Annotated in this window: 12 protein-coding genes; 9 read left to right on the forward strand and 3 right to left on the reverse strand. The window is 69.9% G+C overall.

What is annotated here, in order from left to right; genetic code table 11:
* Positions 1–63: 63 nt before the first annotated feature.
* The gene (locus AB0N68_RS01095; protein WP_259951439.1) at positions 64–1701 is read right to left on the reverse strand and encodes a monocarboxylic acid transporter; all 1638 of its coding nucleotides are present in this window, start codon (positions 1699–1701) and stop codon (positions 64–66) included.
* The gene (locus AB0N68_RS01100; RefSeq protein WP_268776768.1) at positions 1698–2045 is read right to left on the reverse strand and encodes a DUF485 domain-containing protein; all 348 of its coding nucleotides are present in this window, start codon (positions 2043–2045) and stop codon (positions 1698–1700) included. Before AB0N68_RS01100 ends, AB0N68_RS01095 begins: the two co-directional genes overlap by 4 nt.
* A gap of 109 nt (positions 2046–2154) precedes the next feature.
* Here AB0N68_RS01100 and AB0N68_RS01105 point away from each other — a divergent pair, with 109 nt between their 5' ends.
* On the forward strand, positions 2155–3015 hold the full coding sequence (locus AB0N68_RS01105; RefSeq protein WP_187662050.1) for a LuxR C-terminal-related transcriptional regulator: 861 nt from the start codon (positions 2155–2157) through the stop codon (positions 3013–3015).
* An 89-nt stretch (positions 3016–3104) separates the two neighbouring features.
* Positions 3105–3467: a histone-like nucleoid-structuring protein Lsr2 gene (locus AB0N68_RS01110; protein WP_268776767.1), complete on the forward strand. Its 363-nt coding sequence runs from the start codon at positions 3105–3107 to the stop codon at positions 3465–3467.
* 17 nt (positions 3468–3484) lie between these two features.
* Here AB0N68_RS01110 and AB0N68_RS01115 read toward each other — a convergent pair whose 3' ends face one another.
* Positions 3485–4117, reverse strand: a complete 633-nt coding sequence (locus tag AB0N68_RS01115) for a MarR family winged helix-turn-helix transcriptional regulator (RefSeq protein ID WP_187662052.1) — start codon at positions 4115–4117, stop codon at positions 3485–3487.
* 75 nt (positions 4118–4192) lie between these two features.
* Here AB0N68_RS01115 and idi point away from each other — a divergent pair, with 75 nt between their 5' ends.
* Genes idi through AB0N68_RS01150 form a run of 7 tightly spaced genes read left to right on the forward strand, consistent with a single transcriptional unit; the run spans position 4193 to position 9860 of the window.
* The gene (gene idi, locus AB0N68_RS01120) at positions 4193–4714 is read left to right on the forward strand and encodes an isopentenyl-diphosphate Delta-isomerase (RefSeq protein WP_187662053.1); all 522 of its coding nucleotides are present in this window, start codon (positions 4193–4195) and stop codon (positions 4712–4714) included.
* A 12-nt stretch (positions 4715–4726) separates the two neighbouring features.
* Positions 4727–5800: a polyprenyl synthetase family protein gene (locus AB0N68_RS01125; RefSeq protein ID WP_268776766.1), complete on the forward strand. Its 1074-nt coding sequence runs from the start codon at positions 4727–4729 to the stop codon at positions 5798–5800.
* Positions 5797–6705 (forward strand): phytoene/squalene synthase family protein, encoded by a 909-nt coding sequence (locus AB0N68_RS01130; protein ID WP_268776765.1) that lies wholly within the window; start codon positions 5797–5799, stop codon positions 6703–6705. Before AB0N68_RS01125 ends, AB0N68_RS01130 begins: the two co-directional genes overlap by 4 nt.
* Positions 6702–8294 carry a phytoene desaturase family protein gene (gene crtI / locus AB0N68_RS01135; protein ID WP_363331965.1) on the forward strand — a complete coding sequence of 531 codons (1593 nt, stop codon included), beginning with the start codon at positions 6702–6704 and terminating at the stop codon, positions 8292–8294. The genes AB0N68_RS01130 and crtI overlap by 4 nt, the downstream gene beginning before the upstream one ends.
* Positions 8294–8638, forward strand: coding sequence for a lycopene cyclase domain-containing protein (locus tag AB0N68_RS01140; RefSeq protein WP_259951522.1), 345 nt, complete (start codon positions 8294–8296; stop codon positions 8636–8638). The genes crtI and AB0N68_RS01140 overlap by 1 nt, the downstream gene beginning before the upstream one ends.
* Positions 8635–8973 carry a lycopene cyclase domain-containing protein gene (locus tag AB0N68_RS01145; protein ID WP_187662057.1) on the forward strand — a complete coding sequence of 113 codons (339 nt, stop codon included), beginning with the start codon at positions 8635–8637 and terminating at the stop codon, positions 8971–8973. Before AB0N68_RS01140 ends, AB0N68_RS01145 begins: the two co-directional genes overlap by 4 nt.
* The gene (locus AB0N68_RS01150) at positions 8970–9860 is read left to right on the forward strand and encodes a prenyltransferase (RefSeq protein ID WP_268776763.1); all 891 of its coding nucleotides are present in this window, start codon (positions 8970–8972) and stop codon (positions 9858–9860) included. The genes AB0N68_RS01145 and AB0N68_RS01150 overlap by 4 nt, the downstream gene beginning before the upstream one ends.
* The last annotated feature ends 11 nt before the right edge of the window (positions 9861–9871 follow it).

Below are 9871 nucleotides of genomic sequence, written 5' to 3' on the forward strand. Positions count from 1 at the left end.
CCCCGCTCCTCGGGTGCGGGCCCGGCGAGTAGGCCGCCGGGCCCGCACCCGAGGGGTGACGCGTCAGTGATCGACGGCCTTCTCCGCCCCGAAGCCGGTGAGAGAGCGCACCTCCATCTCTGCCGCCAGCTGAGGCGACTCCCGCCGGGTGCTGGTGATCGTCCCGAGCCAGCCGAGCGCGAACCCGAGCGGGATCGAGACGATGCCCGGGTTGTTCAGCGGCCAGATCGCGATGTCGATGCCGGGAATCATCGAGGTGGGCGTGCCGGAGAACACGGGCGACAGGATGATGAGGATGATCGCCGAGCCGAGCCCGCCGTACATGCTCCACACCGCACCGCGCGTCGTGAACCGGCGCCAGAACAGCGAGTAGAGGATCGTCGGCAGGTTGGCGGACGCCGCCACGGCGAACGCGAGGGCCACGAGGAACGCGATGTTCTGCCCCTGCGCCCCGATGCCGCCGACGATCGCGAGGATGCCGATGACGATCACCGTCCGACGGGCGACCCGCACCTCGCCGTTGGGATCGGGCTCGACGGGCTTCCCCTCCGCGTCCTTGCGTCCCTTCTGGATGACGTTCGCGTAGATGTCGTGGGCGAACGACGCCGCCGCGGTGATCGTGAGTCCCGCGACGACGGCGAGGATCGTGGCGAACGCCACCGCGGAGATGAACCCGAGGAGCACCGGACCGCCGAGCTTGAGCGCCAGCAGCGGAGCCGCGGAGTTCACGCCCCCGGGTGCCGCCGCGATCACGTCGGCGCCGACGAGCGCGCCGGCGCCGTAGCCGAGCACGAGCGTCAGCAGGTAGAAGCCGCCGATCAGCCAGATCGCCCACACCACCGAACGCCGCGCCTCCTTGGCCGTCGGCACGGTGTAGAAGCGCATCAGCACGTGCGGCAGGCCCGCGGTGCCGAGCACCAGGGCCATCCCCAGCGAGAGGAAGTCCCACGGGTTCGCGCCGTACTGCAGGCCGGGCGCCAGCACCGCCTCCCCCTTGTCGGAGTTCGCCACGGCGGCCTCCAGCAGGGTGTTCAGGCTGAAGCCGTTGATCGCGAGGACCCAGATGGTCATCGCGAGGGCGCCGCCGATGAGCAGCACCGCCTTGACGATCTGCACCCAGGTGGTGCCCTTCATACCGCCGATCAGCACGTAGACGATCATGAGGATGCCGACGACGGCGATGACGACCGACTGCCCGACCCTCCCGTCGATCCCCAGGAGCAGCGACACGAGACCGCCTGCCCCGGCCATCTGCGCGAGGAGGTAGAAGAAGCACACCGCGAGCGTGGTGATCGCCGCCGCCATCCGCACCGGCCGCTGCTGCAACCGGAACGAGAGCACATCCGCCATGGTGAACTTGCCCGTGTTGCGCATGAGTTCGGCCACCAGCAGCAGGGCGACCAGCCAGGCGACGAGGAAGCCGATGGAGTACAGGAATCCGTCGTAGCCGTTGATCGCGATGGCACCGCAGATGCCCAGGAAGGATGCGGCGGACAGATAGTCGCCCGCGATCGCGAATCCGTTCTGAGGTCCGGTGAAGGACCTCCCCGCCGCGTAATAGTCGGCGGCGGTCTTGTTGTTCCTGCTGGCGCGGATGACGATGAACAATGTCACCGCGACGAAGGCCAGGAAGATCGAGATGTTGAACACCGGGTTGATGTCGAGCGCGACATCCTCGGTGGCCGTGCGGATGATGCTCATGCCTCGGCCTGCGCCTTCTCGAGTTCTTCACGGATCTCCGACGCCAACGGATCGAGCTTCCTGTTGGCGAACGCGACATATGCCATCGTGATGGCGAACGTCGTCACGAACTGCCCGAGCCCGAAAAGCAGCCCGACGGTGATATCCCCCCATACGCGCTGCGCCATGAAATCGCGGGCGAATGCGGCCAGCAGCACGTAGACGAAATACCACACCAGGAAGAACGCGGCGAGGGGGAAGATGAATGACCGCTGCGTCCGTTTCAACCGCAGGAATCGAGGGGATTGCTCGACGGCGACGTAATCGATCGCACCGTTCTGAGGGGTCGGAACCTGTTCGCTCATGGGGCCTCCTTGCCACATGTCCGCTGCACGCGCGGCCGTCGCCGCCCGAGTGGTAGGGTCGACGCTACGAAACGGGGAACACCGCCGTCACCCCCGAAAGTAGGTATTCGTGAGCTCTCCGATCACCGTCGAACCCGAGGCGGAGCTCGTCGCCAACGCGGTGCGCGAGCTGGCGCGGCGCACGCGCTTCCCGGTGGCGTTCGGTGGGCTGATCGAAGAGGGCGTCGTGAGCGTCACGAGCATCGTCGGAGCCCGCACACGCGCTCTCGACGGTCTCCGCGTACGCCCCGAGCGCGGTCTCGGCGGGCGGGCCATGATGGAGCTGCGTCCGCGGATGACGAGCGACTACGGCTCCTCCCGCCAGATCACCCACGACTACGACGTCTTCGTCCTCGGCGAAGGCCTGCGGACCCTGCTCGCCCTGCCGATCGTCGTCCAGGGCCGCCCTCGCGGCGTGCTCTATGCCGGCGCGTGGGCGGAGGAGAGGATCGGCGGCGTGACCACGGCCCCGGCCATGCAGGTCGCCCAGTCCGTCGCTGACGAGCTGCGCATCCGCGACGAGGTGCAGCGGCGCCTCCGCGCCGCATCGCCGACACCCGCAGCGGTCGCGCCGGCACAGCGCGAGGAGCTGCGGGAGAGCTTCGCCGAGCTCCGCAGCATCGCCGCGACCGTCGACGACGCCGGCATCCGCGCGCGGCTGGCGCAGGTCGAGCGCCGACTGCTGACCCTCGCCGGAGACGACCTGCCGACGACCACGACCGGCCCGCTCCCCGTCGTCCACCTCTCCCCGCGCGAGACGGATGTCCTGGCCTGCGCCGCCCTGGGATCGACGAATGCGGAGATCGCCGCGCACCTCGGTCTGCGGGAAGGGACGGTCAAGGCCTATCTCGGCACCGCGATGTCGAAATTGGATGCGTCGACGCGGCATGCCGCCGTGACCAAAGCGCGTCGCGCCGGCCTTCTCCCCTGAATCGACATTCTCGGCGGCTGCGTCATTGTTCGCCATGACGAAACGGCCTTTGTTGTGCGCATTCCCGCACCCGCGATAAAGTCGGCCCCATGGCGAGACGAATTGTGCACCAGCTGGTCGACGACATCGACGGCACCGTCCTGGAGGTCGGGGAAGGCGAGACCGTGCATTTCTCCCTGAACGGCACCTCCTACGAGATCGATCTGAATTCCGCGCACGCCGAGGAATTGCGACAGGCACTCGAGCCCTACATCACGGCCGGGCGTCGGGCCGGATCGGGAGCGGCGTCCGGCGGAGGACGGTCCTCGTCCTCGTCCTCGTCGCGGAAGCGGCCCTCACGCAACCCGGAGGTCGCCGCGATCCGCGCCTGGGCGAAGGAGAACGGCTACACGCTCTCGGAGCGGGGTCGCGTACCGGCGCCCATCCTCGAGGCCTACCGCGCCGCGCATTGACCCGGTCCCGCCCCACCTCACGGTCGGGCGGGATCTTCTTTCGCACCCTCGAGCGCCCACGCCTCATCGCGGAGGGTGATCTCCTCCGTCATGTCCAGGAGGAAGCGGATCACGACCTCCCGCTCCGCCGCCGACAGTCGCGCCGCCGCGTAGAAGCGCTTGGCCTGCTGCCGCCCGACCGTCTCCATCGCGGCGTGCCTGGTCTCGGGGGTGATGGTGATCGCGAGGGCTCGTCGGTCGGTGGGATGCGGCGAGCGCCGGATGTGCCCACCCTTCTCCAGCCGGTCGAGCAGCTTCGTCGTCGCGGCGGTGGAGACCCCGAGATGGTGGGCGATCCCGCTGGGCGTCGCCACGACCGTTCGGTTGTCGCACACGATCAGGTAGTGCAGCGCGCGCATGTCGGTCTCGTTCAGCTGCATGTAGCGCCGGGACGCCTGCGAGAGACGCTGCTCGGCCTCGCGCAGCCCGCCGAGCGCCTCCATGAGGCGTCCGATCTGACGCAGATCCTCCGGGGCGACGCCCGAGCGATCGACGAGCGTACTGCGCGGGTCGCTGGCGTCGACGTCGTAGATGGACCCCTGAGCGAGTTCGTCCCGCTCCGCCGCCGCCGTCGCGTGGGCGACCGGGGTGGTGCGGGGCTCGGAGGGCATGCGATCATGTTACACACGAACAGCTTCATGCTAAGTTGATATTTCGCCAGGTTAGCTAAACGACGAGAGGACGCCATGGACAACGTCACACTCCTCGCCGAAGACGGGACTGCCGTCGGCATCCTGCCCAAGAGCGAAGTCCACACGACCGACACTCCTCTCCACCTCGCCTTCTCCTGCTATGTGCAGGATCGAGAGGGACGCCTCCTCGTCACGCGTCGCGCGCTCGGCAAGCGCACCTGGCCCGGGGTCTGGACCAACAGCTTCTGCGGGCACCCGCAGCCCGGCGAGGACATGGCCGATGCGGTGCGACGGCGCGGCTCCGACGAACTGGGGATCCAGGTGACCGAGATCCGCCTCGCTCTCCCCGACTACCGCTACCGCGCCGTGGACGCGAGTGGCATCGTGGAGAACGAGATCTGTCCGGTGCACGTCGCGGTGGTCGACGAGCAGCCGTCGGCAAACCCGGACGAGGTGGCGGAGTGGGAGTGGGTCGATGTCGATGACCTGCTCGCCGCGGTCATCCGCACCCCGTTCGCCTTCAGCCCCTGGCTCGCCGAGCAGCTCCCTCTCCTCCGTCGACACGGGGAGGTCTGAGCCATGGCGGTCATGGTGACAGAAGAAGACCTCGGCACCAGGATCGAGGCGGTGCTGCGACGACGGTTCGCCGAGCGCACTGCCGCCGCCGAGCACTACGGGGCGGAGTTCGCCGCCCTGTGGCACACGGCCGCCGAGCACGCCCTCGGCGGGAAGCTCCTGCGCCCGCGCATGCTCATGGACCTGCTGTCCGCACTCGCCACGACCCCCCTCACGGAGAAGGACACGGCGCGGGCGATCGACGTGGCCGCTCATGTCGAGCTGCTGCATTTCGCGTTCCTCCTGCACGACGACGTCATCGACGGCGACCTCACCCGCCGCCGCCGTCCCAATCTCATCGGCTCCCTGGTCTCCCGTCGCCCCGACGAGGCCGGCGATACGGCGCTGCACTGGGGCCGCTCGAGCGCCATCCTCCTCGGAGACCTCCTGCTCTCCACCGCCGTGCTCGGCTTCGCCCGTGCCGACGTCCCCGCGCCGCGACGGGAGCGGCTCCTCGCTCTCCTCGAGACGACCGTGTTCGAGACCGTCGCCGGGGAGCACTCCGACGTCGCCCTCAGCGACGGCATCATCGCGGCCGACCTCCGCACCATCCTCGCCACCAGCGCGTCGAAGACCGCCGCCTACTCGTTCGTCCTCCCGCTCCGCGCGGCGGCTATCCTGTCCGGCGCTCCGACCGCCGCCGAGGAGCAGCTGACCGAGATCGGCGGCCACCTCGGTCTCGCCTACCAGCTGCAGGACGATCTGCTGTCGGTGTTCGGGGACCCGGACGCTCACGGCAAGGACCCGTATTCCGATCTCCGCGAGGGCAAGGAGACCGCGATCATCGCGTACGCCCGGATGACCAGCCACTGGCCCGGCATCGAATTGCGGTTCGGCGAGAACGACCTCAGCATCGACGACGCGGCGGAGATGCGCGACCGCCTCCGCGAGTGCGGCGCGGAGGGATTCGTCCGAGGACTCGTGGAGGAGCAGCTCGCGGCCGTGTCGACGGTCCTGGCGGAAGCCGAGGAGGCGGGCACGCTCTCGGCCGACGCCGGACGCATCATCCTCGCTCTGGCCGACCGGATCGAGGGCCGCAGCCGATGACCGCGACCCCTCCCGAGCCCCGCGACGACGCGGCGCTGCGACGCTTCAGCCGGACTGCCGAGATCGCGACATCCGACGTCATCCGCACCTACTCGACGTCGTTCGGACTGGCGACGCGTCTTCTCGGGCGACGCCATCGCCAGCACGTGCGCAACATCTACGCCATGGTGCGCATCGCGGACGAGATCGTCGACGGCGTCGCCGCCGAGGCCGGACTCGATGCGGGTGCACAGGCCGCGGCCCTGGACTCCTACATCACGGAGACCCATCGCTCCATGCGGACCGGCTACAGCAGCGATCTCATCCTGCATGCGTTCGCGCGAACGGCGCGCGAGTGCGGGATCGGCGAAGACCTCACCCAGCCGTTCTTCGACTCGATGAGGGCCGACATCACCGGCCCGTCCGGCTTCACGGCCTATGACGCCGACGCACACGCCGCGTACGTCTACGGCTCGGCGGAGGTCGTCGGCCTGATGTGCCTGCGGGTCTTCCTGCGCGACGCCACGCGGACGCCGGAGGAGCTCGACATCCTCGACCGCGGAGCGCGTCGGCTAGGCGCCGCGTTCCAGAACGTGAACTTCCTCCGTGACCTCGCCGACGACACCGACCGCCTGCAGCGCGGCTACCTCGGCGGCACGGAACCTCTCGCCGACGCCGACCGCGACGCCTGGGTCGACACCGTCCACCGTCAGCTCGCCGACGCGAGAGCCGCGATCCCGCTGCTCCCGAAGGACGCCCGTGCCGCTGTCCGGAGCGCCCTCGCCCTCTTCGCCGCTCTGACGCACCGCGTCGCACGCACGCCGGCTGCGGAGCTGTACCGCCGCCGGGTGCGCGTGCCGGACCCGATCAAGGCGCTGCTCGCTGCGCGCGCCGTCCTCGTCACGGCCCTGGAGCGGGACCGATGAGCCGCGTCGTCGTCATCGGCGCGGGCGTGGCCGGTCTGGCCACGGCCGGGATGCTCGCGCGCGACGGACATGACGTCGTGGTGCTGGAGAAGAACGACCGCGTCGGCGGACGGGCGGGCACCATCGAGCGCGATGGTTTCCGATTCGACTCCGGCCCGTCGTGGTACCTCATGCCCGAGGTCTTCGACCACTACTTCGCGATGATGGGGACCAGCACCGAGGAGCAGCTCGACCTGACGCTGCTGGATCCGGGGTACCGCGTCTTCCGCTCGCCCGAGTCCGGCGACGACCCCGTGACGGTGCCCGCCGGGCGGGAAGCCGTGTCCGCGCTGTTCGAGTCGATGGAACCGGGCTCCGCCGCGGCACTCGAGACCTATCTCGCCTCCGCCCACGATGCCGGCTCCATGGCGAGGCGGTACTTCCTCTACAACCCGTTCACCCGCACCAGGACGCTCGCCGCTCCCGAGGTGGTGCGCGCGCTGCCGCGACTGTTCTCGCTGCTCGGCACCCGCCTCCAGGCTTTCGCCGCCCGGCGCTTCCGGCACCCGGTGCTGCGGCAGATCCTCGGCTACCCCGCCGTCTTCCTGGGCACCGACCCGCGGACGGCGCCGGCGATGTACCACCTGATGAGCGCGCTCGACCTCGACCAGGGCGTTCTGTATCCGCAGGGCGGCTTCTGGCGTGTCGTCGAGCGGTTGGCGACGCTGGCCCAGGATGCCGGCGCGCGGATCGTCACGGGTGCCGAGGTCACCGGGATCCGCACGCAGGACGCGGACGGTGCGACCCACGTGACCGGCGTCGGCTGGACGGACCGCGACGGCCATCAGCACGTCGAGGACGCGGACTTCGTCGTCTCCGGCGCCGATCTGCACCACACCGAGACGGCGCTCCTGCCGCCCACCCTGCAGTCCTACCCCGAGTCCTGGTGGGCGCGGCGCACGAGCGGGCCCGGCGGCGTGCTCGTGATGCTCGGCGTCCGCGGGACCCTGCCCGAGCTCCCCCATCACTCGCTGTTCTTCACCGACGACTGGGATGCGAACTTCGACGCGATCTTCGGTCGCACCCCCGGCGTCCCCACGCCGGCGTCCACCTACGTCTGTCGGCCCAGCGCGACGGACGCGGGGGTCGCGCCGGACGGGCACGAGAACCTCTTCGTCCTGATCCCGGTCCCGGCCGACGTCGAGCTCGGCCACGGCGGGAGCGACGGCGCCGGATCGCCGAAGGTCGAGAAGGCCGCGGACGCCGCGATCGACATGATCGCAGCGTGGTCGGGGATCCCCGACCTGCGCGAGCGGATCGTGGTCAGGGAGACGGTGGGTCCGGCCGACTTCCGCGACGACTACCACTCGTGGCGGGGCGGGATGCTCGGCCCCGCGCACATCCTCTCGCAGAGCGCCATGTTCCGCGCGCAGAACGCCTCCCGGCGCGTGCGGGGGCTGTACTACGCCGGAGCGACCACCGCGCCCGGCGTCGGCGTGCCGATGTGCCTCATCAGCGCCGAGATCGTGCTCAAGCGCATCCGAGGCGACCACTCGCCCGGCCCGTTGCCGGAGCCGGCCACCCGAACCCCCACACCCGAGAAGGCATGATGGGCGCGATCTACCTGACCGCCCTGCTCGTCTCCCTCGGCTGCATGCTGCTGCTCGACTGGCGGTTCCGTCTCTTCTTCTGGCGGGATGCCGTGTCGGCGGCCATCGTCACGATCGTCGGACTCGCCTTCTTCCTCGTCTGGGACGTGGCCGGCATCGCGGCGGGGATCTTCTTCCGCGGCGAGGCGGCGATCGCCACGGGTATCGTCCTGGCTCCGGAGCTGCCCCTGGAGGAGCCGATCTTCCTGATCTTCCTCGTCGTCTGCACGATGGTGCTCTACGGCGGCGCCGTCCGGCTTCTGGATCGCCGTCGGGTCAGCGCCGGGGAGGGAGCGGCGCGATGACCTACCTGCAGCTGTCCGCCGTGTTCCTCGCCGTCGCCGCTCTGGCCGCGGTCGCCCTCTGCGTCGGAGCGCGGCGCACCCCGCACCTCGGCGCCCTCACGCTCACCGCGCTCGCTCTCCTCGTGCTGACCGCCGTGTTCGACACCGTCATGATCGCCACCGGGCTGTTCCACTACGCGCCGACGCAGCTCGCCGGCGTGCACATCGGTCTCGCGCCGCTCGAGGACTTCGCGTATCCGCTGGCCGGGGTGCTGCTGCTCCCCGCGCTGTGGACCGCCCTGCGCGCGCGCCGATCCCGGACGCGCACCGCCGCAGACCGGGAGGAGCACGCATGACGGAGAAGACCTCCCGCGGCGGCATCGGCCACGACATCGCCCAGATCCTCCTCTCGTCCCGGCCGATCAGCTGGATCAACACGGCCTTCCCCTTCGCCGCCGCCTACCTGCTGAGCACCAGGGAGATCGACGCGACCTTCGTGATCGGCACCCTGTACTTCCTGGTGCCGTACAACCTCGCGATGTACGGCATCAACGACGTCTTCGACTACGCCTCCGACCTGGCGAACCCCCGCAAGGGCGGGATCGAGGGCGCGCTGCTGTCCCCGCGCATCCACCGCGCGACGCTGTGGGCGGCGGCCGCCACGAACGTACCGTTCCTGGTCTACCTCTTCGCCGTCGGCACCCCGGCGTCGTGGCTGTGGCTCGCCGTGAGTGTCTTCGCCGTCCTCGCCTACTCGGCTCCGGTGCTGCGCTTCAAGGAGCGCCCGTTCCTGGACTCCGTGACCTCCAGCATGCACTTCGTCAGCCCCGCCCTCGTCGGCCTCTCCCTCGCCGGAGCGCCCGTCACCACGACCAGCGTCCTCGTGCTCGTCGCGTTCTTCCTCTGGGGCATGGCCGCTCACGCGTTCGGTGCCGTGCAGGACATCGGGCCCGATCGCGAGGGTGGCATCTCCTCCATCGCGACCGTGATCGGCGCGAGGGCGACCGTCCGGCTCTCCCTCGTGCTGTGGGCCGTCGCCGGCGGTGCGATGCTGCTGACCCCGTGGCCGGGACCGCTCGCCGCCGTGCTGGCGCTGCCCTACATCGTCAACGCCGCGCCGTGGTGGAACGTCACCGACGAGACGTCGGCCGGGACCAACCGCGCCTGGCGCCGGTTCATCGCACTCAACTACATCGCCGGCTTCCTCGCCACGATGATCCTCATCCTCGCCTGGGTCTCCTGACCCTTCGCGCC

The organism is Microbacterium meiriae, assembly GCF_040685015.1.
Classification (GTDB): Bacteria; Actinomycetota; Actinomycetes; order Actinomycetales; family Microbacteriaceae; genus Microbacterium; species Microbacterium meiriae.

Coding starts and splice junctions, on each gene's coding strand:
- AB0N68_RS01130 (WP_268776765.1), top strand. CDS start 5,797: ATGACCGCGACCCCTCCCGAGCCCCGCGACGACGCGGCGCTGCGACGC.
- AB0N68_RS01125 (WP_268776766.1), top strand. CDS start 4,727: ATGGTGACAGAAGAAGACCTCGGCACCAGGATCGAGGCGGTGCTGCGA.
- idi (WP_187662053.1), top strand. CDS start 4,193: ATGGACAACGTCACACTCCTCGCCGAAGACGGGACTGCCGTCGGCATC.
- AB0N68_RS01110 (WP_268776767.1), top strand. CDS start 3,105: ATGGCGAGACGAATTGTGCACCAGCTGGTCGACGACATCGACGGCACC.
- AB0N68_RS01145 (WP_187662057.1), top strand. CDS start 8,635: ATGACCTACCTGCAGCTGTCCGCCGTGTTCCTCGCCGTCGCCGCTCTG.
- AB0N68_RS01140 (WP_259951522.1), top strand. CDS start 8,294: ATGGGCGCGATCTACCTGACCGCCCTGCTCGTCTCCCTCGGCTGCATG.
- AB0N68_RS01095 (WP_259951439.1), bottom strand. CDS start 1,701: ATGAGCATCATCCGCACGGCCACCGAGGATGTCGCGCTCGACATCAAC.
- AB0N68_RS01115 (WP_187662052.1), bottom strand. CDS start 4,117: ATGCCCTCCGAGCCCCGCACCACCCCGGTCGCCCACGCGACGGCGGCG.
- crtI (WP_363331965.1), top strand. CDS start 6,702: ATGAGCCGCGTCGTCGTCATCGGCGCGGGCGTGGCCGGTCTGGCCACG.
- AB0N68_RS01100 (WP_268776768.1), bottom strand. CDS start 2,045: ATGAGCGAACAGGTTCCGACCCCTCAGAACGGTGCGATCGATTACGTC.
- AB0N68_RS01150 (WP_268776763.1), top strand. CDS start 8,970: ATGACGGAGAAGACCTCCCGCGGCGGCATCGGCCACGACATCGCCCAG.